We start from the raw sequence: 22,619 nt of genomic DNA, 5'->3' as shown, positions 1-22,619 counted from the left end.
CGCGCACATGCAAGCCAGGTCAGCGGGCGAGCAGCGGAAGGGAGGATGAACAGCCGGTGTGGATCAGCGGGAACGTGGGGGTGCCGTCGAGGCCCGCAGGACGGGCGCCGCGGGCAGGCGCGAGGTGACCGTGCGGCGGTGCCCGGTGATCAGGTCGTGCAGGCGGGTGACGGCGAGCGAGCCGACCTCGCGCAGCGGTACGTCGAGCGCGGTGACCGGCGGTGTCGTCGCGCTGAGCGTGCTCAGGTCGTCGGCCGCCGCGAGGCTGATGTCCTCCGGGACCCGGCGTCCGGCCGCACCGAGCCCGTGCAGCAGGCCGAGCGCCAGATAGCTGTTGTACGCGAGGACGGCCGTGGCGGCTTCGGGCACGGCGGCCGACGCCTCGATCCCGGCGTCGAAGGTGGGCGGCAGGGGGCCGAGCACATGGACGCGGGCGCCCGCGTCCGCGGCCCGCGTGGTGAGGGTGGCGCGCCGCTGCTCGTCCGCCCAGGAGCCGGCGGGTCCGGAGACGTAGGCGATGTCGCGGTGGCCCAACCCGAGGAGATGGTCGAGGAGTTCGGCCAGTCCCGGCACCGTGTCGGCGACGACGGCGGGGAGTCGCCCCACCTGGCGGTCGACGAGCACGAGCGGGCGGCGCCCGGACCGCTCGCGCAGCGCCGCGTCCGTGCCCACGGGCGTCACCATGATCAGCCCGTCGGCCTGCTCGGAGAGCCGGTCGGCCAGGGCGGCCTCGCGCTCGGCGTCGTACTCGGACACGGCGATGAGGAGATGGCTCTCGGTGTCCTCGGCCGCCTGCTGCGCACCGATGACCAGCGGCGCGAAGAACGGGTTGGAGAGCGTCGGCACGATCAGTCCGACGAGCCCGGTGCGGCCGGTGGTGAGGGCGCGGGCCGCCGCGTTCGCCTTGAAGCCGAGCCGGTCCGCCGCTTCTCGCACCCGCTCCCGCGTGGCCTGCGCGACCATGTCGGGGCGTTGCAGCGCGCGCGAGGCGGTGGCCTTCGACACCCCTGCCGCGCGTGCCACGTCCAAGAGCGTCGCCACCGCTGTCCCCCAGTCCGCAGTCCTGCCGAAGGCGCCGACGGCCCGCGGGGTGTCGGCGGTGTCCGGTGGCCGAGATCTCGGCCGGACCCTGTTCTCTTCGGCTTTTTCCCGTGTCATCATACCTGCAACCGGTCTCTGCAACCGGTTGCAGGAACCGGTTGCAGAGACCGTGACCACCCCTCACTCCCGCCGAGGTACCGATGTCCACCACCGCTCCGCCGACCGGCGAGCAGACCGGCGCCGCCCCGGCGCCCGCCTCCCTCGTCGAGCGGCTCTTCCGCGTCCGCGGGCGCGGCAGCAGCCACCGCACCGAGCTCGTCGCCGGCGCCTCGATGTTCATGGCCGCCGCGTACGCCGTCGTCGTGGTCCCGGGCCAGCTGGCCAACGCGGGGGTGCCGCACGGCGCCGCCACCACGGCCGTCATCATCGCGATCGCCCTGGCGACCCTGGCCATGGGCCTCGTCGCCAACCTGCCCTTCGTCGTCGCACCCGGCCTCGGCGGCGTCGCCCTCGTGGCGTTCACCATCGTCGGCCAGGACCACGTCCCCTGGGACACGGCCCTCGGCATGGTGTTCTGGTCCGGCGTCGCCTTCCTGGTCCTCACGCTGCTCGGCATCCGCGACCTCGTCACGCGCCTGATGCCGATGAACCTCAAATACGCCATCAGCGGCGGCCTCGGCCTCTACATCGCCCTCATCGGGTTCCGCGACGCCGACCTGGTCGTCGGCAACGCCGACAAGGCCGCGCTCGCCGTCGGCGACCTGTCCGAGCCCGCCGCGCTCCTCGCCCTGGGCGGCCTGCTGCTGCTCACCGCGCTGGCCTCGCGCAAGGTGCCCGGCGCCTTCCTCATCACCATCGCCGCGGTCACCGTCGTCGGCATCCCGCTGGGGGTGACGGACGTGCCGGACAGCCTCTTCGCGGCGCCCGACTCGCCCGGTCCGCTGCTGTTCGACATCGACATCCTCGGCGCGCTCAAGCCCGAGTACTTCCCGTACATCTTCGCCTTCTTCGTCTCCGAGTTCTTCTCCATGACCGGCACACTCCTCGCCGTCTCGGGGCGGGCCGGGCTGCTCGACAAGGACGGCAACATCCCCGGCGCCCGCCGCCCCTTCCTCGTCGACTCGGTCTCCGTGATGGGCGGCTCGGCGGTCGGCGCTCCCTCGATGACCGCCTACCTGGAGTCCTCGGCCGGAGCGGACGCGGGCGGCAGGACCGGGCTCGCCTCCGTCTGGGCGGCCTGCGGGTTCGCGCTGCTGCTGCTCGTCACCCCGTTCGCCACGTTGATCCCGTCGGCGGCCACCGCCCCGGTGCTCATCTACATCGGCCTGAACATGCTCGGCGCCCTGAAGAACGTCGACTTCAAGGACCCGACCAACGCCATTCCGGCGGCGCTTACCGTGGCGACCACCCTGTTCTTCGGCAACTTCGGCACCGGCATCGCCACCGGCCTCGCGGCGCACGTCCTGGTCAAGACCGTGAGCGGCCGCGTCCGCGAGGTGGCCTGGCCGCTGTGGATCGTCATGATCCCGCTCGGCTACTACTTCTACACGCTCGTCCCGTGACGGTCCCCGCCGCCCGCGCCGACACCCTTCCCAAGGAGCACGACCCCATGAGTGACCAGCACGACCTGCGGATCCGCGGCGGGCGCGTGGTGTCCACCTTCACCGGTGAGGAGTTCGCCGCCGACGTCCTCGTACGCGGCGACGTGATCAGCGCGGTGCTTCCGCCCGGCGCCCCGGCCGACGCGCGCGAGGAGATCGACGCGACCGGCATGCTGATCGTCCCCGGGTTCGTGGACGCGCACATGCACATCGAGAGCGCGTTCCTCACGCCGCAGGAGTTCGCCGCGGTGACGCTCGCCCGCGGCACGACGACCGTCCTCGCCGACCCGCACGAGATCGTCAACGTCGCCGGGCGCGACGCCATGCGCTGGATGATCGACGCCGGACGCGAGACCGCCCAGACCCAGCTGTGGGGCGTGCCCTCGTGCGTGCCCGCGTTGGAAGGGCTTGAGGAGGCGGGCGCCGCGCTGTCCGCCGACGACATCGCGGAGATGCTGCGGTGGCCGGGCGTGATCGCGCTCGGCGAGGTCATGGACTACCGGGCCGTGGTCGGCGGCGACCGGCGGATGCACGACATCACCGCCGCGGCCCGCGCCCAGGACGCCATCCTGGACGGGCACTGCCCCAACCTCACCGGTGCGGAGCTGAGCACGTATCTCGCCACGGGTGTCGACTCCGACCACACCAAGAACCGCACCGAGGTCGTCCTGGAGAAGGCCCGTCTCGGCATGACGATGATGCTCCAGGAGAAGTGCCTCCATGAGGAGGTCGCGGAGGCTCTGCTCGCGCTGCCGCAGCTTCCGCCGCTGTGCCTGGTCACCGACGACCTCGCCGCCGACCACATCGTCGACAAGGGCCACCTCGACCACATCGCGCGGGTCGCGGTCGCCGCCGGTTTCCCGCCGCACGTCGTCCTGAAGGCCCTGACCTGGACACCGGCCCAGCGCCTGCGCCTGCACGACCGGGGCGTCGTCTCCCCGGGCAAGCGCGCCGACCTGGTGCTGCTGCGCGGGGAGCTGGCCGCGTTCGACCCGGCCCTGGTGCTCGTCGGCGGCCGGATCGCGGGCCGGGACGGCGCACCGGTCCGGCCGGTGACGACCGACGACGCGTCCGGCCTCGTCCCCCTCGACAGCCGCGTCGACGTCGAGCCGCAGGACGCGGAGGCGTTCCGGTGGCCCGTGGATCTGCCCGACGGTGTGCACACGTTTCGCGCGATGCGGGTCAACCAGCGCGACACCTACACCGAGGCCGCGGAGATCGAACTCCCCGTGCGGGGCGGTGAGGTGGAGTGGGAAGGCCGCACCACAATCGTGCGGGTCCGCAACCGCTACGGGCGTCCGGGCGCCGTCTTCGCCCCGTTGCTGGGCCGCGAACTCGCCGAGGGCGCCGTCGCCTCCACGTACGCGCACGACAGCCACAACCTTGTGACGATCGGTACGTCGCGCGCGGCGATGGCGGCCGCCGCCACCACCGTCCTGGCCGACGGGGGAGGGGTCGCGGTCGTCCGGGGCCGCGAGGGCGCGACCGTCGCCGCGCGTATGCCGCTCCCCGTCGGCGGCGTGCTCTCCGCCCGCCCCGCCGGTGACGTCGCCGAACAGGCGGCCGCCGTCCGCGCCGCCCTGGAGGACTGGGGCTGGCTGCACCTCAACCCGTTCATGAGCGTGTCGACGCTGACGCTCGCCGTCTCACCGGCGCTGAAGATCACCGACAAGTCCCTGGTGGACGTCGTACGACGGGAGCCGGTGGGGGCGACGACGGGAACGGGCTGAGGGGCGGCGGACCCGGGGCGCTGCTCGGTCCTGGGCGCTACTTCATGCCCGCCGCGTCGAGCAGGGCCCCGGCCGTCGTCGTGGCCAGGCCCCGCAACGTCTCCGCCTTCGCCCCGGCCCGCGCGCTCGCTCCGTCGAAGACCAGGGTGAGCTGACGGGCGAGCAGCTCGGGGTCGCGGGCGCCGCCGCGCTCGGCCTCGGCGCGGAAGACGTCGGTCAGGCTGTTCTTGGCACGCAGGGCGACGGTCCGCGCCGGGTGCGCGGGGTCCTTCAGCTCGACCAGGACCGACAGGAACGGGCAGCCCTGGTAGCCCTCCGCCGCCGACGCCCGCTCCAGCTGCTCGAACACGTAGAGGATGCGCTCGCGGGGCGGCCGTGCCTCCGCCTCGTCCAGGCCGAACGTGCGCCGGTACTCGGGTGCCCGCCTGCGCAGGCTCTCCGCGAGCACCTCGTCCTTGCCGCCGAAGAGCTGGTACATCGAGCGCTTGGACACTCCGGCGGCCCGGCACAGGGCCTCGACGCCGATGGAGACACCGTCGCGGTAGAAGAGGTCCATGGCCGCGTCGAGCAGCCGGTCCCTCGGGGACGCCTTGTCCGTGCTGGTGGCCATGGAGTGACACTACCTCCGGGTACGGACGATCCGAAACCGATCGGTGTACGGGGCCGTGGTCAGGCGGCCAGCTGCGGGTACAGGACCGGGATGTCGGCCGAGAGTCCTGCCTTGACCTGGCGGGTCAGCTCGTCGGCGAGCACCTCGTGGGCCCCGTTCTCGATCCCGTCGAGGGCCTGGGCGGCGACGTCGGCGGGGGTGGACTTCGGGGCGTCGATCGTCGCGGTCATGTCCGTGTCGACGTACCCGACGTGGAGCCCGGTGACGGCGATGCCCCGCGGGGCGAGGTCGAGCCGCAGCGAGTTGGTCTGGGACCAGAGCGCGGCCTTCGACGCGCTGTAGGAGCCGGCCAGGCCGATCCACGACAGGACGGAGTGCACGTTCAGGATGTGTCCGCCGCCGGCGCGCTCGATGACGGGGACGAAGGCGCGGGTGGTGAGCAGCGGCCCGTAGAAGTTCGTCTCGAAGTCGCGGCGTACGTCGTCGAGCGGCGAGTCCAGGAAGGACGCCTTGGTGGACACGCCCGCGTTGTTGATCAGGATGGTCACGTCGCCCGCCTCGCGCGCGGCGGCCTCGACGGACGCCGGGTCGGTGACTTCGAGCGCCAGCGGCACGGCGCGCGGGTCCGTGATGGTGCGCGGGTCGCGGGCGGTGGCGTACACCTTCTTCGCCCCTCGTGCGAAGAGGCCGTCCACGAGGGCCTTCCCGATGCCCCTGCCGCCGCCCGTCACCAGGACCACTGCGCCTTCGATCGCGGTCATGACTCGCTCCGTCCGCCTTGTTTGGAAACCGATCGGTTTCCTCTTGCCGGAAGAGTAAACCGATCGGTTTCACGTGGCAAGCCCCGACCGATCCCGGCCTCGGTAAGCTGCTCCTCTCGCGTCGACAGGGGGAGCGGATGACCAGCAGGTTCACGGAGTTGGTGCTCGACTGCCACGATCCGGAACGGCTCGCGGCCTTCTGGTGCGCCGTCCTGGACTTCCGGGTGATCGACCGGAGCGAGGGCAAGGTCGAGATCGGATCGTGGGAGCCGACCGTCGAGGAGGTCCGGGCCCGCCAGATGCCGCCCACGCTGGTGTTCGTGCAGGTGGCCGAGGGCAAGCGCGTGAAGAACCGCCTCCACCTCGACGTCAGCCCGGTCGACAGGAGCACCGGCGACGAGGTGACCAGGCTCCTCGGTCTCGGTGCCACCACGGTCGACGTGGGCCAGGGGCCCGGCCGGAGCTGGGTGGTCATGGCCGACCCCGAGGGCAACGAGTTCGACGTCCTGCGCACCCTGGCCCCGCCGGACTGAGAGCCTCCGCGCACACCGTCAGGCCGCGGGAAGTTCCGCCGTCATGCGCAGGCCGCCCGAGGAGCGCGGTGTGAGGGTGAGTGATCCGTCGTGGGCCTGGGCGATCGTCTTGGCGATGGCCAGACCGAGGCCCGCCCCGGCGTGATCGGTGTGGACGCGCTCGGTGCCGCGCTGGAACGGTTCGCTGAGTGTCGCCACGAGAGCCGGGGCGAGCACCTCGCCGGTGTTCTCCACCGTCAGCACCACCCGGCCCGCCTGGACCCCAGTGCTGACCCACACGGTGCCCCCGGCGGGCAGGTTGTGGACGATCGCGTTGTGCACGAAGTTCAACGCCAGCTGGCGCAGCAGCGCGGGCGAGCCCTGGGTCGTGCTGATGTCGCCGTGGATCTCGATGGCGACCCCGTGCTTCTCCGCCAGGGGCAGGAGCGTCTCGACGGCCTCCTCCGCCACGAGCGACAGGTCGACACGCTCGCGGGCGAAGGACCGCTGCTCGGCGCGGCTGAGCAGCAGGAGCGCCTCGGTCAGGCCGATCGCCCGGGTGTTGACGGTGTGCAGCCGGTCGAAGAGTGCGTCGGCGTCGCGGTCCGGGTCGCTGCGGGCCACGTCGAGGAGCGTCTTGGAGATGGCCAGCGGCGTACGCAGCTCGTGGGAGGCGTTGGCCGCGAACCGGCGCTGCTCGGCGACGTGCGCCTCCAGCCGGGCGAGCATCGTGTCGAAGGCGTCGGCCAGCTCACGGAACTCGTCCTCGCGGCCCGGCAGCCGGACGCGGTGGGACAGCGAACCGGTGGCGGCCAGCCGGGTGGCGGCCGTGACGCGGGTCAGCGGCGCGAGCATCCGGCCCGCGAGGAACCACCCTCCGACCAGGCCGAACAGCAACAGGAACGCCAGCACGACGGCCGCCATCGGAGCGAAGGCGCGCAGGATCGGCAGACGGTATCCGGGCTGGACGACGAGCCCGGGGTGCGGCACACGCATCAGGAAGACCCAGGCGGCCGCGAGCAGCAGGACACCGGCGAGGGTGAGGAATCCGGCGTAGCTGAGGGTGAGTTTCAGCCGCACGCTCATCCCGGGTTCCCTATCCACGGTCCACCTCCTCGGACCCCGTACGGGCAGGGGTCTCGATGCGGTAGCCGACGCCCGGCACCGTGGCGATGAGCCAGGGCTCGCCGAGACGCTTGCGGAGCGCGGAGACCGTGATGCGCACGGCGTTGGTGAACGGGTCCGCGTTCGCGTCCCATGCCCGTTCGAGCAGCTCCTCGGCGCTGACGACACCGCCCTCGGCGCCGACCAGGACCTCCAGCACCGCGAACTGCTTCCTGGTCAGCGCGACGAACCGGCCGTCCCGGAACACCTCCCTGCGGAACGGGTCGACGCGCAGCCCCGCGATCTCCCGCACCGGCGGCCGACTGTGTGCCCGCCTGCGGTCCAACGCCCGCAGCCGCAGGGCGAGTTCCCGCAACTCGAAGGGTTTCGTCAGGTAGTCGTCCGCGCCCAGCTCGAACCCGGACGCCTTGTCGTCGAGCCGGTCGGCGGCGGTCAGCATGAGGATCGGCATCCCGCTGCCGGAGGCGACGATGCGCCGCGCGATCTCGTCACCGGACGGCCCCGGCACGTCGCGGTCGAGGACGGCGATGTCGTACACGTTGACGTCCAGCATCTCCAGCGCCGTCTCCCCGTCCAGCGCGATGTCGGCCGCGATCGCCTCCAGGCGCAGGCCGTCACGGATGGCCTCCGCCATGTAGGGCTCGTCCTCGACGATCAGCACACGCATGGGACCGAGGCTACGAGCCGCCGTGTATCGGCGGCATATCGAAAACCGCATACGTGTCGGCAACATGGCCGCTCCTTGACTGACGGTATGCATCGGACACCGCCTCCAGCACACACACCACCCTCGACACACACACCCGCCCGGCCGGGGCGCCGGGCCCGGTGGTGGCTCGTCGTCCTCGTCCTGGTCGCCGTCGTCGCGGCGGGCACCGCGGCTCTCACCCGGGTGGGAACGCGTTCGGGAGCCGCCTCCGCGCAGCCTCCCCCGACGGCGGCGCCACCTCCGCAACCCTCACCGCACGGCTCGCGCGCGGCGCGCGACGGCACCCCCGACGCGGCCGACGGCGTCGTCCCCGACGGGACGACCGTCTTCGACACCGCCGTCCCGGCCGTGGCCCGCCTCGACCCCGGCCTGCGCGACGCGCTGCGCCGGGCGGCGCGGGCCGCCGGGGCAGCGGGCACCGTCTTCCGCGTCAACAGCGGCTGGCGCTCCGCCGACTACCAGAACCAGCTGCTCCGCGAGGCCGTCGCCGAGTACGGCTCCGAGGACGAGGCCGCCCGCTGGGTGGCGACCGCGGCCACCTCCCCGCACGTGTCCGGCGACGCCGTCGACCTCGGCCGCGCCGACACGACCGCCTGGCTGTCCGAGCACGGCGCCGCCTACGGGCTGTGCCAGATCTACCGGAACGAACCCTGGCACTACGAGCTGCGCGCCGCCGCCCCCCGCGACGGCTGCCCGGCCATGTACGCCGACCCCACCGAGGACCCGAGGATGCGGCCGTGATCACCAGTCCCACCCGTGTGCGCGGCAGTGCCCGCCGGATCGCCCGCTTCCCCCTGCACCCCGAAGCGTGGAGGCGCGGCCGGATCGTGGCGGCGTCCGCCGTCCTCCTGGCCCTGTTCCTCCTGCTGCACACCCACCTGCCGAACCGCGTCGGCAACCTCGGCAGCCTGGTCGACACCTTTCTCCCGTGGTGCGGCGTGTTCGTCCCCGTCCTGCTGGCGGCGGCCCTCTGGCGGCGCTCCGCGTGCGCCCTGGCGGCGCTGCTCCTCCCGGCCCTGGTGTGGCTGAACCTCTACGGCGGGCTGCTCGCCGACCGGTCCCGCGCGGGCGGCGACCTCACCCTGGTCAGCCACAACGTCGGCGCGGACAACCCCGACCCGGCCGCCACCGCCCACGCCCTCGCGGCCTCGGGCGCCGACGTCCTGGCCCTGGAGGAGATCACCCCGCGGGCCCGGCACACGTATGAGAAGGAGCTGGTGACGGCGTACCCGCACCACGTCGTGCGCGGCACCGTCGGGCTGTGGAGCACACTCCCGCTGTCGGGGACCGAACCGGTCGACATCGGCATGGACCACGGGCCGCTCGCGGCGACGAAACCGCGCGGAGCCGACACGGCCGACAACCGGGCGCTGCGCACCACGCTCACCACCGACCGCGGCCCGCTCGCCGTGTACGTGGCCCACTTCGCCTCCACCCGGGTCACCCCCAGGGACGGCTTCGGGACGGACCAGCGCAACCGCGGGGCGCAGGCGCTCGGTGCCGCCGTCGCCACCGAGCGGACCGGGCGGGTCGTCCTGCTCGGTGACCTGAACGGGTCCACGGCCGACCGCGCGTTCTCCGGCCTCACCGCACACCTGCGCTCGGCCCAGGACGTGGCCGGCGCGGGCTTCGGGTTCAGCTGGCCTGCCAGGTTCCCCGTGGTGCGGATCGACCAGATCCTCGTACGGGGTGTGGAGCCGACGCGTTCCTGGGTGCTGCCCGCCACTGGCAGCGATCACCGGCCGGTGGCGGCCAAAGTCGCGTGGTGAGCGCCGGGTCGGCCGGGTCGGCGTTCTTCATGCCGGCGGTGCCGGTGGTCCGGCCGCGGTGAGCGGGCGCGGGGCCACCGGCACGTGCGGAGTCGGGCAGCGCTCACACCCGCTGCCACAGGGCCGGAACGTTCGGCGGTTCCCAGCCCGCCTGGGCCTGGTGGCCCTGGAGGCAGCGGTAGGTGGCGCCGCCGTACGTGACGGTGGCGCCCGCCTGGTAGACGGTGCCCGCCGCCCAGGTGCCGCCGGGCTCGCCGGGCTCGCCGGGCTCGCCCGGGTCGCCGGGGCCCGACGTGGTGGTCTTCAGGGTGAGGCCGTAGCTCTGCAGGATGGGGTTGATCGGCTGGAAGTAGGTCGTGCCGCCGCTCGTGCAGTTGCCGGAGCCGCCCGAGGTGACGCCCTGGGCCTGGCTGCCGGAGATGAACGAGCCGCCGGAGTCGCCCGGTTCGGCGCACACCGAGGTACGGGTGACTCCGGAGACGGTGCCCTCCTGGTAGGTCACGCTGGTGTTGAGCTGCTGCACCGTGCCGCAGTGCCAGCCCGTCGTGGACCCTGAGCGGCACACGGAGGAGCCGACCGTGGCCTGCGTGGACCCGGCGACCTGCGCCCCGGAGCCGGTCACGTACGGGGTCGCGGTCCAGTTGGCGTTGGTGGCGACCCACGCCATGTCGTTGCCGGGGAAGACGGACGCCTGGAACGTGCCCTGCGCGACCCGGTTGGAGCCGGACGTGGTGGCGCCCGCCCGGCCGCAGTGACCGGCGGTGGCGAAGCCCTGCTGGGTGCCGCGGGTGATCGGGAAGCCGATGGAGCAGCGGCTGCCGCTGCCTATGTAGTAGGCGTCGCCGCCGCGCAGGTCGTAGAGCGGACGTGGCTGTTCTGTGGCCCGCTCGATCCGGGCGAGGGAGGCGTCGACGCCCGCCGCGGCGAGCAGGGAGCGGGCGGCGTCCGCCCGGGTCGCCTGGACGACCAGCTTGTTGGCGGTGACGTCGACGTACCAGACGGGTGTGCCGGTGGTGGCGTGGCGGGCGGCAGCCCGGTCGACACGTGTCTTGGCGGCGTCGAGGGCGGCCAGGGTGTGGTCCACGACGACGGCGTCGGCGCCCCGCGCGCGGATGACGGACACGTCGGCCGGTTCGGTCGTGGCCACGGTCAGGGTGTCGGACACGGCCCCGCTCACCCAGGCGCCCGCGAAGTGCGCGCCCACGGCGGCGCGCAGGCGGCCCGCGGTGGCGCCCGCCCCGGCCTCGTTGGCCAGACGGTGGCCCGCCTGCTGCCGGGTGAGGCCGAGGTCGCGCTGGAGCGCGGCGAGCAGGGCGGGCGGGGCCGCGTCGGTGCGCAGGGTCTCGGCGGCCGTCAAGGCGGCGGGGGACGGTGCCGGTCGCGCGTGCGCGGAGCCGGTGAGCCCGGAAACGAGCAGGGCGCCGGCCGCCGCGACGGCGGCACATGTGGCCCTGAGGTGTCTGTGGGGCATGGGGAGGTCTCCTGGGGATCGGTGGGTCGGCGGCTGCCAGGTGTGCCGGTGGCTGCCGGGTGTGCCGGTGGCCGCCAGATGTGCCGATGGCGGCCCGGTCGATCGGCGGCTGTCCGGTGGATTCGGCGGCTGTCCGGTGTATTCGGTGGCTGCTCGGTGGAGCTGTGGGGAGTGCCGACACCGTAGGAGGAGCGGTCGCGACCCGTAAGACGTCAGCCGGCCCCCTGCCCGCGCGTTATGGAACCGCGAGTGCGGGGACCGCGCGGCGCCGAACCGTCGGCGGGGTGCGGGCGCAGGTCCGGTGCCGGGTGCGCCACGGCGTCCGGTTCCGGGTGGCGCTGGGCGAGCCACCGCGCGTAACTGTCGCTGCGCGCCGCCGCGTTCGCATGTGCCTCGCGCGCCTGGGCCAGTACGGTCGCCGCGGTGTCCGCCGGCTGCCCGGTGGGGAGCCAGCCGAGGAGATGCCGCCACGACAGGGGCGTCCCGGCGAGCGGACGGATGGTGAGCCCCGGCGTCGGCGGGAAGGTGGCCCGGCACAGGCCGACCGCCCGGCCGACCTGCACGAGGTGGACGCAGGACGCGGTGTCCGTCTCGTACATGCGCCGGGGTGTGAACCCGGACCGGGCGCAGGCCGCCGTGAAGCAGTCCGCGAAGCAGCCGTCGCCGGGCACGCACGACCACTCCTCGTCGGCCAGCGCGGTCAGTTCGACCTCCCGGCCCCGGGCGAGGCGGTGGCCGTCGGCGAGCATCACGAAGACCGGGTCGACGGCGACCTCCTCCCAGCGGACTCGCGGCGACTCGGGCGGCTCCGGGGGAGGGGCGAGGCCGCACGCCCCCGTGAGCACGAAGTCGAGGCTGCCCTCGGTGAGCTGGGTGGCGAGAGCGCGCTCCGACCAGGAGGCGCGGGTGGAGACGGTGGTGGCGGGCGCCGCGTCGGCGAGGCGGTCGACGAGGGCGCCGAGGAGCGGCCCGTGCGTCCCGCCGAGCCGCAGCCGCGTCCGCTGCCGGGCCCCGTCCGGCCGGGTCCGGGCGAAGTGGGCGGCCTCGCGCTGGAGTTCGCTCACGGCGGGCAGCACGATCCGGGTACGTTCCAGGACCAGTTCGCCGAGTGCGGTGGTCCGTACGCCGTGCCGGCCGCGCTCGAACAGCGGCCCGCCCAGGGCGCGTTCGATGCGCTTCAGCTGGGCGCTGAGGGCGGGCTGCGCGACCCCGAGCACCACCGCCGCCCGGGTCAGGCTGCCGGCGTCCGCGATGGCCCGGATGGTCTTCAGATGCCGCAACTCCAGCTCCATGAGGGGAGCTTGCGGCGGCCCGGCGGAACGGGCAAGGGGTTGGTACAGACCAGAACGGGAACGCATGTGCCCGACCCGGCCGGTGTCCGCGAGAGGAGCGCGACCGATGCGCAGCACCACCGTCCTACCGGGAGCCCCGAGCCTGCCGCACGGCGCCGGGGACGTGCCGCTGCACCGCCTGGAGGTGGCCCGGCCCGGCGCCCCGCCGTTCGCCGCGGGCTCCTTCGACGAGGTGGGCCCGATGTCCCGGTGGGACCGGCCGCACCGGCACACCTTCTACGAGATCGCGCACGTCCGCGCGGGTTCCGGCGCCCACGTCGTCGACCTGGCCCGATGGCCCGTGCGGCCCCCGCAGCTCGCGGTGATCCTGCCCGGTCAGGTGCACCACTGGGAGGGCGGCCGGGGCCCCGAGGGGTCGCTCGTCCTCTTCACCGACGACTTCCTGGTGGACCACCCCGGCGACCGCGAACTGCTGCGGAAGCTCGGGGCCCGCTGCTGGTTCGGGCTCGACGCCGAACACGACCGCTCGATCCGTGTGCTCATCGCCGAACTGGCCGCCGAGCACCGGCAACGCGCCGCCGGACACGAGAGCGTCCTGCGGTCCCTGCTCCACGTCCTCGTCGTCCGCGCCGCCCGGATCCCGGCCCCCGAGCGGCCCGGCCGGGTGCCGCGCGCCGAAGGCCGTACGGCCGCCGTCGCCGAGGACTTCGCGCGGCTCATCGCCCGCCCCGGGGCGGCGGCCCTGAGTGTGCGGGAGTGTGCCGACCTGCTCGGGGTCACACCCGGCTACCTCACCCAGGCGGTCCGTGCGGCCACCGGCCGCCCACCCGGCCGGCTCCTCATCGAGACACGTGTCTACCAGGCACAACAACTGCTCGCTCACACCGAGTTGTCCGTACGGCAGGTCGCCGCCCGCACCGGGTTCGACGACCCCGCCTACTTCGGCCGGTTCTTCCGGCGCGAGACCGGAAGGAGCCCCGGCGCCTTCCGAAAACACCACAGCCGTGCGCACCAGTCCCTCGAAGCACCTCCCGCGCCCGCCTAGCTTCGGTGCCCACCACCCCCCCACGAGGAGGAGACATGGACGAAGCAGGCATACGCGGCGCGGACCCGGGCGATCCCGGCACCGACGGCGGAGCGGACTCCCCCCGGCTCGTGCGCCGCAAGACGGTGCTGCGCGCGGCGCTCGCGGCCACGGTCGCCGTCCCCGCCGCCCTGGCCGCGGGCCCGGCCCTCGCCCGTACGGCGGCGACGAGCGGCGGGACGCCGGAGCTGACCCCGGAGTGCGACGACGGCGACGACCCCACCCCGGAGCAGATCGAGGGGCCCTACTTCAAACCGAACTCGCCGCTGCGCTCCAACCTGCGGGAGTCAGGTCTGCCCGGCACCCCGCTCACCGTGACCGGCTACGTCTTCGGCCGCGCCTGCCTCCCCGTCCCGGACGTCCTCCTCGACTGGTGGCAGGCCGACACCAACGGCGCCTACGACAACACCGGCTTCCGCCTGCGCGGCCACCAGTTCACCGACGCCCGCGGCGCGTTCACCCTCACCACGATCGTGCCGGGCCTGTATCCGGGGCGCACCCGGCACCTGCACGTCAAAGTGCAGGCGCCCGGCCGCCGGGTCCTGACCACGCAGCTGTACTTCCCGAACGAGCCGCGCAACAACACCGACACCATCTTCGACCCGCGGCTGCTCATGACCGTGCGGGACGGGGGCGGCGGCCGGGAGGCGGCCTTCGACTTCGTCCTCGACGTCCCCCAGGACCCGGGCCCCGGCACACCCACCCCGCCCGGCGGCACCTGGGCCGTGGGCGTCACCTACCGGGCGGGTGACCGGGTCACATATGCGGGGCGCGGCTATGTGTGTCTCCAGGCACACACGGCCCAGCCGGGATGGGAGCCGCCCCATGTGCCCGCACTCTGGCGAGCCGGGTGAGCCGGTGGCCGGGCGAGCCTCCTGACGGGCCTCGCCCGGCCGCGCGGCACGCCCGCGGGCCCCCTCCGCGGGGCTGTCCCACCGCCCGGCCGCGGAGGGGAGGGCCGGGCACCGCGACAGCGCTGGATCCGGCGGACCGGAGCGATGGCGCGGACCGGAGCGATGACAGGGACTGCGTGGGGCAGGTCGGCCACCGGCCGGCGAGAGACCGAGTCATCGCTCCGGCACCACCCGAGCGGTCACTTTCGTCCCTGTTTCGCCTAATAGGTGTTGTTTCGAGTCGGTGTCCCGGGCAACCCGGCGGCCGAGAGTGCGCCCTGCCCCCGCCACGACACGAAAAGGCACGGATGATGCCCCCGACGCAGACGACCCCGCCGGTCACCGTGGAGTTCATCGGCAATGCCACGATGCTGATCCGCCACGGCGACGTGACCCTGCTGACCGACCCGAACTTCCTCCACCGCGGCCAGCGCGCCTATCTGGGGCACGGCCTGAGCACCAAACGGCTGCGGGAACCCGCGCTCGGCATCGACGACCTGCCCGCGGACCTCGACGCGGTCGTCCTCTCCCACCTGCACGGCGACCACTGGGACCGGGTCACCCGGCGCGGCCTGGACCGGTCGTTGCCGGTCCTCACCACCCCGCACGCGGCCCGCCGCCTGCGCCACCTGCACCGCTTCCCCCGGGCGGAGGCGCTGGAGACCTGGCAGAGCCGCACGGTCGCGGGCCGCACGCACCAGGTCGCGGTCACCGCTCTGCCGGGCCGCCACGCCGGGCTCGTCGTGCAGCGGCTGCTGCCCCCTGTCATGGGGAGCCTGCTGGAGTTCGGCCCCGTCGGCGGCCCGGTGACCCTGCGGCTCTACATCTCGGGGGACACCCTGCCGTTCGCCCCGGTCGTCGCCGCCATCGCCCGCCGCTGCCCCGACCTGGACCTCGCCGTCCTGCACCTCGGCGGCACACGTCTGCCGGGCGGCTTCGTCGTCACCATGGACGGGGCCCAGGGCGCGGCGTTCGCGGAGCGGCTGGACCCCCGCTGGGTGATGCCGGTCCACTACGAGGAGTACACGGTGATGAAGTCCCCGCTCGTGGACTTCATCGGCGCGACGCGGGCGCGCGGCCTGGGGGAGCGGGTGGTGGTCTGCGAGCGCGGCGGCCGGGTCGCGCTCCGCCCCGGCGAGGCCCCGCGGGCCGAGCCGCCTCCCGCGGCTCGGCGGGCCTGACGCGCGGACCCCGGGGACCGCCAGGTGGTGGGGCGCCGTCCTAGCCGGCGCCGACCGTCTGGGCCCGTTCCTCCCGCCGTGCCTCGGCGGCCGCGAGGCGGGCCCGGCGTGTGCGCGGGCCGAACAGCGCCAGGACGAGGGCGCCGACGAGCCACGTACCGGCGATGAAGTAGAAGACGCTCCGGTACCCGTGGGTGCTGTAGAGCGCCGCCACGATCAGCGGCCCCGCGGCGTTCGAGAGCCGCCCGAGGCCGTAGGAGACGCTCGTGCCGAGGGAGCGGCCGTGGGTGTCGAAGAGTTCGGGCGAGTACGCGTACGCCAGGGCCGTGTAGCCGCGCTCGAAGAAGTTCACCAGGAAGCCGAACACGACGATGAGGACCGGGCTGAACGTGAGCCCGTACAGGAGCCCGCACCCCGCGATGACCGTGCCGAACACGGCGAGCGACCACTTGCGCTCGAAGCGGTCCGTGACGAGGGAGGCCAGGTACGAGCCGAGCGGTGCGCCGACGGTCGTGAGAGCCGCGTAGAAGACGGACTTCTCGACGCTCATGCCCTCCTTGGCGAGCAGCGTCGGCGCCCAGCTCGAATAGCCGAAGAAGCCGATGGTCTGGGTGACCCACAGGACCGTCAGGAGCAGCGTCGGGTAGAGGTACTTCTTCTGCAGGAGCAGCCGCAGCGGGGCCTTCCGGAAGACGGCCGCCTCGACCGGCGGGGCCGGTTCGGGCAGCGGCCCCTTCTCCGCCGCGACCTGCGCCTCTATCTCCCGCAGCACCTTGTCGGCGGCGGCGTGGTCGCCCCGGCTCTCCAGCCAGCGGGGTGATTCCTTGAGCCGCCGGGTGAACAGGATCAGCAGGACGCCGAGCGAGCCCCACAGGTAGACCAGGCGCCACGACCAGTCGCTGAGCGGGACGACGGCGCTGGCGATGAGGTTGGTGACCGGGGTGCCGCAGATGCCGATGACGATGGCGTAGGCCTGGTACTTGCCGCGTACGGCCGCCGGATACATCTCGTTGACGTAGACGACGGCGACGACGGTCATCGCCGACAGGCCCGCCGACGTCAGGACGCGGAACACGCCGAGGGACACCAGGTTCCAGGAGAAGACCGAGGCGAACGAGAAGAACGCGAAGAAGAACGTGGTCTGCAGCAGGGCCCGTTTGCGGCCCCAGCGTTCGGCGACGGCACCGCCGACGACGGAGCCGATGAACATGCCGAAGAACGACAGGGACGTGACATAGGCGACCTGGTCGACCGTCACCCCCCACACGTCGATGAGTTTGGGTGCCGTGGTGGCGAAGCTGTTGATGTCCGCGAACTCGAAGAAGTAGGCGAAGGAGACCGCGAGCAGGGTGAGCTTGTGGAACCGGGAGACGGGCAGCCTGTCGATCCGGTTCAGTGCGTTGGAGGGTGACATGTGACGCCTTCGTCAGGTTGTCGGGGGCGGGAAACGGCTCAGGCGTCCTCGCCCGGCCAGTACAGGCGCATCGGGTTGTCGACGAGGAGCCTGCGCTGCTGCTCCTCGTCCACCGCCACCTGCGGCAGGTAGTCGACGAGGAGCCCGTCGTCGGGCATGTGGTCGGTGAGGTTGGGGTGGGGCCAGTCCGTCCCCCACAGCACCCGGTCGCCGAACTCCTCGACGACGCGGCGGCCGAAGGGGACGACGTCGGTGTACGGGTGCCGTTCGCCGTCGAGCGCGGCCGGTCCGGTGACGCTGAGGCGTTCGGGACACGTCACCTTCACCCACACGTCGTGCCGGTCGACGAAGCGCAGGAACCGGCTGAACTCGGGGCTGTCGGCGCCCTTGGTGACGTCCGGGCGGCCCATGTGGTCGATGACCAGAGGGGTGGGCAGCGAGCCGAAGAAGTCCTCGAGGCCGGGCAGGTCCGCGCTCTCGAAGTAGAGGACGATGTGCCAGCCGAGCGGGGCGATCTTCCGGGCGATGGTGGTGAGCGCGGCGGTGGGCGGCGCGTCCACGAGGCGCCGTACGAAGTTGAAGCGCACCCCGCGCACACCGGCCGCGTCAAGGGCGAACAACTCGGATTCGGTGATGTCCGGGCGGACGGTGGCGATGCCACGGGCTCGGCCGTTCGCGGCACGGACCGCGTCGACCATGGCGGAGTTGTCCGCGCCGTGACAGGTGGCCTGCACGATCACATTGCGGGCGAGGCCCAACTGGTCCCGCAGCGCGAAGAGTTGATCCTTGCCGCCGTCGCACGGCGTGTACTTGCGCTCGGGCGCGAAGGGGAACGCGGCCTGCGGGCCGAAGACGTGACAGTGGGCGTCGACGGCACCGGCGGGGAGCCGGAACGTGGGCCGGGACGGGTTCCGGTACCAGTCCAGCCAGCCGGGCGTCTTGGGGGAAGGGGTGTGCATGGTGCGGTCTCCGGGCTGATCTCTCACGGGTCTCACGGGCGTGGTTCAGCGGCCCTGACGCTTCAGGAGGGCGTCGAGGCGCGGGTAGACGGCGCGGGCGTTGTGCTCCTGGACCGCCGCCAGATCGTCGGCGGGCAGCCGTGCCGCCTCGGCGTACCGGCGCGTGTCGTCGAAGTGGTGGCCGGTGCACGGGTCGATGTCCCGGACGGCGCCGATCATCTCGGACGCGAAGAGGATGTTCCGCGCCGGAACGACGTCGTAGAGGAGGTCGGAGCCCGGCTGGTGATACACACACGTGTCGAAGAAGACGTTGCCGAGGACGTGTTCCTCCAGGGGCGGCTTGCCCAGCGCCATCGCCAGGCCCCGGAACCGGCCCCAGTGGTACGGAACGGCTCCGCCGCCGTGCGGGATGACCAGGCGCAGCGTGGGGAAGTCGCGGAACAGGTCGCCCTGGACGAGCTGCATGAACGCGGTGGTGTCGGCGTTGAGGTAGTGCGCGCCGGTGGTGTGGAACGCCGGGTTCACACTCGTACTGACGTGGATCATGGCCGGGACGTCGTACTCCACCATCTTCTCGTAGACGGGGTACCACGAGCGGTCGGTGAGCGGCGGCGCGCTCCAGTGGCCGCCCGACGGATCCGGGTTGAGATTCACCGCGACCGCGCCCAACTCCTCGACACAGCGCGTCAGTTCGGGGACGCAGGTGGCCGGGTCGACGCCGGGGGACTGCGGCAGCATCGCGGCCGGGGCGAAGCGGTCCGGATACAGTGCGGCGACCCGGTGGCACAGGTCGTTGCAGAGCGACGCCCAGGCCGCCGAGGTCGCGAAGTCGCCGATGTGGTGCGCCATGAACGAGGCGCGCGGCGAGAAGACGGTCAGGTCGATGCCGCGCTCGTCCATGAGGCGCAGCTGGTTCGGTTCGACGGACGCGCGCAGCTCGTCGTCGCTGATCCGCAGATCCGTCCGGGCGGGGGCGGGTGAGCCGGCGGGATCGGTGAGCGAGGCGATCTGCCGCTCGCGCCAGTCCGCGAGGGCCTGCGGTGCGGTCGTGAAGTGACCGTGACAGTCGATGATCATGGTGAGGTGTCCTTTTACGGGTACGGCTCGTCGTCGTCGACGGCTGCAGCCTCGTCCCCGCCCGGGCCGCCCGCCGACGGCCCGCACACCGAACTAACCGTCCCTTAACATTCGGCCCCTCCACCGAGCGCCCGGACGGCTCCGCCCACCGGTGTGGTCTACATTCATCGGGCGGTGTCCCTACAGACATCGCAGATGGGAGGTGGTGAAGGTGCAGATTCTGCTGGCCGAGGACGACGACGGCGTGGCCGCCGCGCTCCTCGAGGTCCTCTACGACCACGGGCACGTCACCCGGCGCGTCCGGCACGGCCGGGAGGTGCTGACCTACCACCGCGGATCCGATCTGCTGCTCCTGGACCTGGGCCTGCCCGACATCGACGGCCTCGACGTGCTGCGCTCCCTGCGCGCGGTCAGCGACATGGCGGTGGTGGTGCTCACCGCCCGCGGCGACGAACGCTCCGTGGTGCGCGGGCTGCGCCTCGGCGCCGACGACTACCTGGTCAAACCGGTCCGCCTCGCGGAACTCCTGGCCCGCATCGACGCCGTCACCCGCCGCTCCGCCGCGCGCGGCGCCCCCGGAGCCGCCGGCGCCCGCAAGGTCCGGGCCGGCGACGTGGAGATCGACCTCGACGCGCGCCGGGTCGCCGTCGACGGCACCCCCGTCGAGCTGACCACCAAGGAGTTCGACATCCTCGCGGTCCTGGCCGCCCGCGCCGGTACGGCCGTCAGCCGCGAACAGGTCCTCGACGAGGTGTGGGGCGACGCCCACCACGGCGTGTCCCGCTCCCTCGACGTGCACCTCACCCAGCTCCGCACCAAGCTCGACCGGCCCCACCTGCTGACGACGATCCGGGGCTTCGGCTACCGGTTCGGCGACGCGGCGGACTGAGGGAGACCGGCTCGTGCGCAGAAGGGTCCAGGCCGCGCTCCTGGCGTTCGTGGTGCTCACCGTCGCCGCGTTCGCCGTGCCGCTGCTGGTCTTCACCGCGTCCGACCGCACGCAGGAACTGGTCCTCGCCCGCAGCTCCGACCTCGACCGCTTCGGGGCGCTCATGGACCAGGCCGCGACCACCGGCGACGTCTCCGGGCTCGCCGCCGAGGCGCGGCGCTACACCCAGCTGTACGGAGAGGCGCTGGTCGTCACCGACACCGGCCACGAACCCGTCGTCGAGACCGGCGGCATGCGCGCCGCGGACCCCGCCGTCTCCCGCCTCATCGACGCGGCCCTGCGCAACCAGACCGCACACCCGACGACCTCGCTGACCCCCTGGTCACGGGGGTACCGGATGTTCGCCGAGCCCGCGGGCACCGGCACCCGGGTCTCCGGAGCAGTCGTCCTGCGCGCCTCCGTGCGCACCGCCGCGCACGACATCGCCTGGCGCTGGGCCGCCGTCCTCGGCGCCGCCGCGCTGGTCGCCGTCGGCTGCACCGCCCTGGCGCGCGCGGTCACCGGCTGGGTGGTCCGACCGCTGCGCCGCCTCGACCGCGCCGTGGGCCGGCTCGCCGCAGGACTGCCGCCCGCGCACACCCGGGCGTCGGGCCCGCCCGAGCTGCGCCAGCTCGCCACCGGGTTCAACCGGATGGCGAGCACCGTCACCGCCGCCCTGGAACAGCAGCGCCGCCTCGTCGCCGACACCTCCCACCAGATGCGCAACCCCATGGCAGCGCTCAGACTCCGGGTCGACGCCCTCCACACCCACCTGCCCGCCACCGCGCAGCGCACGTACACCGGTGTCACCACCGAACTCGACCGCCTGGAGACCCTCCTCGACGACATGCTGGCCCTCGCCACCGCCGAACACCGCGCCGGTGAACTGACCGTCGGCGACGGACCCGCCGTCTCCTGCGACGCGGCGGCGGTCGCGACCCAGCAGCACCGGCGCTGGGAACCGCTCGCCCGTCGCGCGGGAGCCCGGCTCATCCTGCGGGCGGGCGGCCCCGCCCCCGCCGTCTGCACGGAGCACGAACTCGTCCAGATCACCGACGTCCTCCTGGACAACGCCATCAAGTACGGCGGCCGGGGCGCGCGGATCACCCTCGGCTGCGCCACCGAGGGCGCGTGGGTCACCCTCACCGTCACCGACGACGGGCCCGGCCTGGACGCCGAGGAGCGCGACCAGGCGACGCAACGGTTCTGGCGCTCCGGCCGGCAGACCGGCACCACCGGCACCGGCCTGGGCCTCGCCATCGCCGAGCAGCTCCTCACCGGACGCGGCGGCCGCCTGGAACTGCGCCCCGCCGCACCCCACGGCCTGTCCGCACGGGCGATCCTGCCCAGCGCCGACACGGCGGACGGTGCCCGGTGAACCGCCGCACCGCCCTGCGCGCCGCGCTCGGCACCACCGCCGCCGTGGCCCTCGGGGGCGCGCTCGCCGGGGACCGGTCCGCCCGGACGCACGGCCCCAGCGCCGTCCTGCGCCTGGCGACCGGCGAACCCACCGCGTTCTACGAGGCCTTCGGCCACCTGCTCGCCGAGCAGCTCACCGCCGAACACCCCGGCCTGGAGTGCCGTGTCCGCACCACCGCGGGCAGCGTCGACAACATCGGGCTGCTGCGCGACCACCGCGCCGACCTCGCCCTCGTCCTCACCGCCACCGCCCAGGACGCGGCGGGCACCGGCGTCTTCCCGCACCCCGTGCCGCTGCGGGCGATCGGCCGGGTCTACGAGACGTACCTCCAGTTCCCCGTACGCGCCGACGCGGGCGTGCGGAGCGTGGCCGACCTGCGCGGACGCGTCGTCTCCCTCGGGCCCCCGGGCTCCGGCGCCGCCGTGTTCGGCGAACGGCTGCTGCGCGCCGCGGGCCTGTCGGCGCCCTCCGACGTCGACGTGCGCCACCTGCCGCTGAACGAGGCGGCCCGCGCCATGGCGGCCGGCACCGTCGACGGCCTGCTCGTCGCGGGAGGCGTCCCCCTGCCCGCCCTGAAGAACCTCGACGAGGGGCCCGGCCTGCGCTTCCTGCCACTGGCCGCACTGCTGCCCCGCCTCGGGGGCGCGGAGAGCCGCGCCGGAGCGGGCCTGGAACAGGTCGCGTTCCCCCAGGGCGCCTACCGCACGGCGGGCGGCGTCGCCACCATCGGCGTCTCCAACCTCCTCGTCTGCCGCCCCGACCTGGACCGCGACGTGGCCGACGCGCTCGCCCGCCTCCTGGTGCGCCGCGCCGGTTCCCTCGTCCCCGGCAACGCCGTCGGCACCCAGTTCCTCGACGTCCGCAGCCTGATCGGCACGGGCGGCATCGCGCTGCATCCGGGGGCGGCCGCCGCGTACCGGGCGCTGCACGGCTGAGCGGCCCGCACCGTCTCCCGGGCCCCTTCGGGCCGAGGTCACGCACGTCACTAGAATCGAACGTGTGACCGATCGTGCGCCGCTGACCCGCCTCGACCTGCTGCGTT

21 protein-coding genes are annotated in these 22,619 nt (G+C 73.5%); 11 read left to right on the top strand and 10 right to left on the bottom strand.

The annotated features are described in order from the left end of the window. Window positions 1–63: 63 nt before the first annotated feature. Window positions 64–1,023: a LacI family DNA-binding transcriptional regulator gene (locus tag C1N81_RS08550; protein WP_394428107.1), complete on the bottom strand. Its 960-nt coding sequence runs from the start codon at window positions 1,021–1,023 to the stop codon at window positions 64–66. Between the two features lie 218 nt (window positions 1,024–1,241). Between C1N81_RS08550 and C1N81_RS08545 the strand changes: the two genes are divergently transcribed. Both C1N81_RS08545 and C1N81_RS08540 read left to right on the top strand, forming a co-directional pair. Then, window positions 1,242–2,603 (top strand): NCS2 family permease, encoded by a 1,362-nt coding sequence (locus C1N81_RS08545; RefSeq protein ID WP_394428106.1) that lies wholly within the window; start codon window positions 1,242–1,244, stop codon window positions 2,601–2,603. Next, the gene (locus C1N81_RS08540) at window positions 2,600–4,372 is read left to right on the top strand and encodes an adenine deaminase C-terminal domain-containing protein (protein WP_394428105.1); all 1,773 of its coding nucleotides are present in this window, start codon (window positions 2,600–2,602) and stop codon (window positions 4,370–4,372) included. The genes C1N81_RS08545 and C1N81_RS08540 overlap by 4 nt, the downstream gene beginning before the upstream one ends. Before the next feature lie 37 nt (window positions 4,373–4,409). Here the strand turns inward: C1N81_RS08540 and C1N81_RS08535 are convergent, their stop codons facing one another. Then, complete coding sequence (locus C1N81_RS08535; RefSeq protein WP_394428104.1) at window positions 4,410–4,982, bottom strand: TetR/AcrR family transcriptional regulator; 573 nt, start codon at window positions 4,980–4,982, stop codon at window positions 4,410–4,412. Window positions 4,983–5,041: 59 nt separating this feature from the next. After that, on the bottom strand, window positions 5,042–5,743 hold the full coding sequence (locus tag C1N81_RS08530; protein ID WP_394428103.1) for an SDR family oxidoreductase: 702 nt from the start codon (window positions 5,741–5,743) through the stop codon (window positions 5,042–5,044). 137 nt (window positions 5,744–5,880) lie between these two features. Here C1N81_RS08530 and C1N81_RS08525 point away from each other — a divergent pair, with 137 nt between their 5' ends. Next, window positions 5,881–6,276, top strand: coding sequence for a VOC family protein (locus C1N81_RS08525; RefSeq protein ID WP_394428102.1), 396 nt, complete (start codon window positions 5,881–5,883; stop codon window positions 6,274–6,276). An 18-nt stretch (window positions 6,277–6,294) separates the two neighbouring features. On the opposite strand, the gene C1N81_RS08520 is transcribed toward C1N81_RS08525, so the two are convergent. Beyond that, window positions 6,295–7,341 (bottom strand): sensor histidine kinase, encoded by a 1,047-nt coding sequence (locus C1N81_RS08520; protein WP_394428101.1) that lies wholly within the window; start codon window positions 7,339–7,341, stop codon window positions 6,295–6,297. Window positions 7,342–7,351: 10 nt separating this feature from the next. Next, on the bottom strand, window positions 7,352–8,047 hold the full coding sequence (locus C1N81_RS08515; protein WP_394428100.1) for a response regulator transcription factor: 696 nt from the start codon (window positions 8,045–8,047) through the stop codon (window positions 7,352–7,354). Window positions 8,048–8,134: 87 nt separating this feature from the next. On the opposite strand from C1N81_RS08515, the gene C1N81_RS08510 reads away from it, so the two are divergent. Together C1N81_RS08510 and C1N81_RS08505 are read left to right on the top strand one after the other, a co-directional pair. Further along, on the top strand, window positions 8,135–8,830 hold the full coding sequence (locus tag C1N81_RS08510) for a D-alanyl-D-alanine carboxypeptidase family protein (protein WP_394428099.1): 696 nt from the start codon (window positions 8,135–8,137) through the stop codon (window positions 8,828–8,830). A gap of 38 nt (window positions 8,831–8,868) precedes the next feature. Then, window positions 8,869–9,858 carry an endonuclease/exonuclease/phosphatase family protein gene (locus tag C1N81_RS08505; protein WP_394437809.1) on the top strand — a complete coding sequence of 330 codons (990 nt, stop codon included), beginning with the start codon at window positions 8,869–8,871 and terminating at the stop codon, window positions 9,856–9,858. 103 nt (window positions 9,859–9,961) lie between these two features. On the opposite strand, the gene C1N81_RS08500 is transcribed toward C1N81_RS08505, so the two are convergent. Next, window positions 9,962–11,329: a carbohydrate-binding protein gene (locus tag C1N81_RS08500; protein WP_394428098.1), complete on the bottom strand. Its 1,368-nt coding sequence runs from the start codon at window positions 11,327–11,329 to the stop codon at window positions 9,962–9,964. Window positions 11,330–11,541: 212 nt separating this feature from the next. Then, window positions 11,542–12,621 carry a LysR family transcriptional regulator gene (locus C1N81_RS08495; RefSeq protein WP_394428097.1) on the bottom strand — a complete coding sequence of 360 codons (1,080 nt, stop codon included), beginning with the start codon at window positions 12,619–12,621 and terminating at the stop codon, window positions 11,542–11,544. Window positions 12,622–12,727: 106 nt separating this feature from the next. Here C1N81_RS08495 and C1N81_RS08490 point away from each other — a divergent pair, with 106 nt between their 5' ends. The 3 genes from C1N81_RS08490 to C1N81_RS08480 all read left to right on the top strand — a co-directional run bounded on the left by C1N81_RS08490 (window position 12,728) and on the right by C1N81_RS08480 (window position 15,779). After that, window positions 12,728–13,666, top strand: a complete 939-nt coding sequence (locus tag C1N81_RS08490) for a helix-turn-helix domain-containing protein (protein WP_394428096.1) — start codon at window positions 12,728–12,730, stop codon at window positions 13,664–13,666. 35 nt (window positions 13,667–13,701) lie between these two features. Further along, entirely contained in the window at window positions 13,702–14,559 is an 858-nt protein-coding gene (locus tag C1N81_RS08485) for a dioxygenase family protein (RefSeq protein ID WP_394428095.1), read from the top strand. A 350-nt stretch (window positions 14,560–14,909) separates the two neighbouring features. Further along, entirely contained in the window at window positions 14,910–15,779 is an 870-nt protein-coding gene (locus tag C1N81_RS08480; protein ID WP_394437806.1) for an MBL fold metallo-hydrolase, read from the top strand. A gap of 40 nt (window positions 15,780–15,819) precedes the next feature. Here C1N81_RS08480 and C1N81_RS08475 read toward each other — a convergent pair whose 3' ends face one another. From C1N81_RS08475 to C1N81_RS08465, 3 genes are read right to left on the bottom strand one after another with little or no spacing between them, the layout of a single operon-like run. Further along, window positions 15,820–17,193 carry an MFS transporter gene (locus C1N81_RS08475; RefSeq protein ID WP_394428094.1) on the bottom strand — a complete coding sequence of 458 codons (1,374 nt, stop codon included), beginning with the start codon at window positions 17,191–17,193 and terminating at the stop codon, window positions 15,820–15,822. 38 nt (window positions 17,194–17,231) lie between these two features. Continuing rightward, the gene (locus tag C1N81_RS08470) at window positions 17,232–18,152 is read right to left on the bottom strand and encodes an amidohydrolase family protein (RefSeq protein WP_394428093.1); all 921 of its coding nucleotides are present in this window, start codon (window positions 18,150–18,152) and stop codon (window positions 17,232–17,234) included. 45 nt (window positions 18,153–18,197) lie between these two features. After that, window positions 18,198–19,229, bottom strand: coding sequence for an amidohydrolase family protein (locus C1N81_RS08465; protein ID WP_394428092.1), 1,032 nt, complete (start codon window positions 19,227–19,229; stop codon window positions 18,198–18,200). A gap of 211 nt (window positions 19,230–19,440) precedes the next feature. Here C1N81_RS08465 and C1N81_RS08460 point away from each other — a divergent pair, with 211 nt between their 5' ends. The 3 genes from C1N81_RS08460 to C1N81_RS08450 are packed head-to-tail and all read left to right on the top strand — an operon-like array spanning window position 19,441 to window position 22,512. Beyond that, window positions 19,441–20,118 (top strand): response regulator transcription factor, encoded by a 678-nt coding sequence (locus tag C1N81_RS08460; RefSeq protein WP_394428091.1) that lies wholly within the window; start codon window positions 19,441–19,443, stop codon window positions 20,116–20,118. Between the two features lie 13 nt (window positions 20,119–20,131). Then, window positions 20,132–21,535 carry a sensor histidine kinase gene (locus C1N81_RS08455; protein WP_394428090.1) on the top strand — a complete coding sequence of 468 codons (1,404 nt, stop codon included), beginning with the start codon at window positions 20,132–20,134 and terminating at the stop codon, window positions 21,533–21,535. Next, complete coding sequence (locus C1N81_RS08450) at window positions 21,532–22,512, top strand: TAXI family TRAP transporter solute-binding subunit (RefSeq protein ID WP_394428089.1); 981 nt, start codon at window positions 21,532–21,534, stop codon at window positions 22,510–22,512. Before C1N81_RS08455 ends, C1N81_RS08450 begins: the two co-directional genes overlap by 4 nt. The last annotated feature ends 107 nt before the right edge of the window (window positions 22,513–22,619 follow it).

Source organism: Streptomyces sp. SGAir0957 (assembly GCF_043523415.1).
The sequence above is the reverse complement of the archived record's forward strand: the minus strand, read 5'-3'. Positions and strand labels throughout refer to the sequence as shown.

What these genes read in the sequence shown, in the direction of transcription:
- C1N81_RS08545 (WP_394428106.1), top strand. Translation starts at nt 1,242, where the DNA reads ATGTCCACCACCGCTCCGCCGACCGGCGAGCAGACCGGCGCCGCCCCG.
- C1N81_RS08535 (WP_394428104.1), bottom strand. Translation starts at nt 4,982, where the DNA reads ATGGCCACCAGCACGGACAAGGCGTCCCCGAGGGACCGGCTGCTCGAC.
- C1N81_RS08530 (WP_394428103.1), bottom strand. Translation starts at nt 5,743, where the DNA reads ATGACCGCGATCGAAGGCGCAGTGGTCCTGGTGACGGGCGGCGGCAGG.
- C1N81_RS08525 (WP_394428102.1), top strand. Translation starts at nt 5,881, where the DNA reads ATGACCAGCAGGTTCACGGAGTTGGTGCTCGACTGCCACGATCCGGAA.
- C1N81_RS08520 (WP_394428101.1), bottom strand. Translation starts at nt 7,341, where the DNA reads ATGAGCGTGCGGCTGAAACTCACCCTCAGCTACGCCGGATTCCTCACC.
- C1N81_RS08515 (WP_394428100.1), bottom strand. Translation starts at nt 8,047, where the DNA reads ATGCGTGTGCTGATCGTCGAGGACGAGCCCTACATGGCGGAGGCCATC.
- C1N81_RS08510 (WP_394428099.1), top strand. Translation starts at nt 8,135, where the DNA reads ATGCATCGGACACCGCCTCCAGCACACACACCACCCTCGACACACACA.
- C1N81_RS08500 (WP_394428098.1), bottom strand. Translation starts at nt 11,329, where the DNA reads ATGCCCCACAGACACCTCAGGGCCACATGTGCCGCCGTCGCGGCGGCC.
- C1N81_RS08495 (WP_394428097.1), bottom strand. Translation starts at nt 12,621, where the DNA reads ATGGAGCTGGAGTTGCGGCATCTGAAGACCATCCGGGCCATCGCGGAC.
- C1N81_RS08490 (WP_394428096.1), top strand. Translation starts at nt 12,728, where the DNA reads ATGCGCAGCACCACCGTCCTACCGGGAGCCCCGAGCCTGCCGCACGGC.
- C1N81_RS08485 (WP_394428095.1), top strand. Translation starts at nt 13,702, where the DNA reads ATGGACGAAGCAGGCATACGCGGCGCGGACCCGGGCGATCCCGGCACC.
- C1N81_RS08480 (WP_394437806.1), top strand. Translation starts at nt 14,910, where the DNA reads ATGCCCCCGACGCAGACGACCCCGCCGGTCACCGTGGAGTTCATCGGC.
- C1N81_RS08475 (WP_394428094.1), bottom strand. Translation starts at nt 17,193, where the DNA reads ATGTCACCCTCCAACGCACTGAACCGGATCGACAGGCTGCCCGTCTCC.
- C1N81_RS08470 (WP_394428093.1), bottom strand. Translation starts at nt 18,152, where the DNA reads ATGCACACCCCTTCCCCCAAGACGCCCGGCTGGCTGGACTGGTACCGG.
- C1N81_RS08465 (WP_394428092.1), bottom strand. Translation starts at nt 19,229, where the DNA reads ATGATCATCGACTGTCACGGTCACTTCACGACCGCACCGCAGGCCCTC.